The organism is Enterobacter sp. SCRI0065, assembly GCF_059766475.1.
Genome location: NZ_JCBAJB010000080.1, coordinates 1 through 210, shown reverse-complemented (window position 1 = coordinate 210; position 210 = coordinate 1). Strand labels below are relative to the sequence as shown.

Here is a 210-nt window from a genome sequence, read left to right as displayed (position 1 = left end):
AGATCGTGATGGCCGGTGACACGCTGGCGCGTGACTGTTTGCCCTTCGTGCAGGATGCCGCTGCCGTGGTGATGGCGGGGCGCACTGCTGCGCAGATGCCCCCTGATTTCCGGTGCAGCCTGAGCGCCGCGCCTGCATTCGGGCAGTGTGCAGATCGTGATGGCCGGTGACACGCTGGCGCGTGACTGTTTGCCCTTCGCGCAGGATGCC

Annotated in this window: 1 pseudogene; it reads right to left on the bottom strand. The window is 66.7% G+C overall.

What is annotated here, in order from left to right:
• Positions 1-210, bottom strand: a pseudogene (locus AC6EMZ_RS23510) (hypothetical protein); the annotation flags it as partial.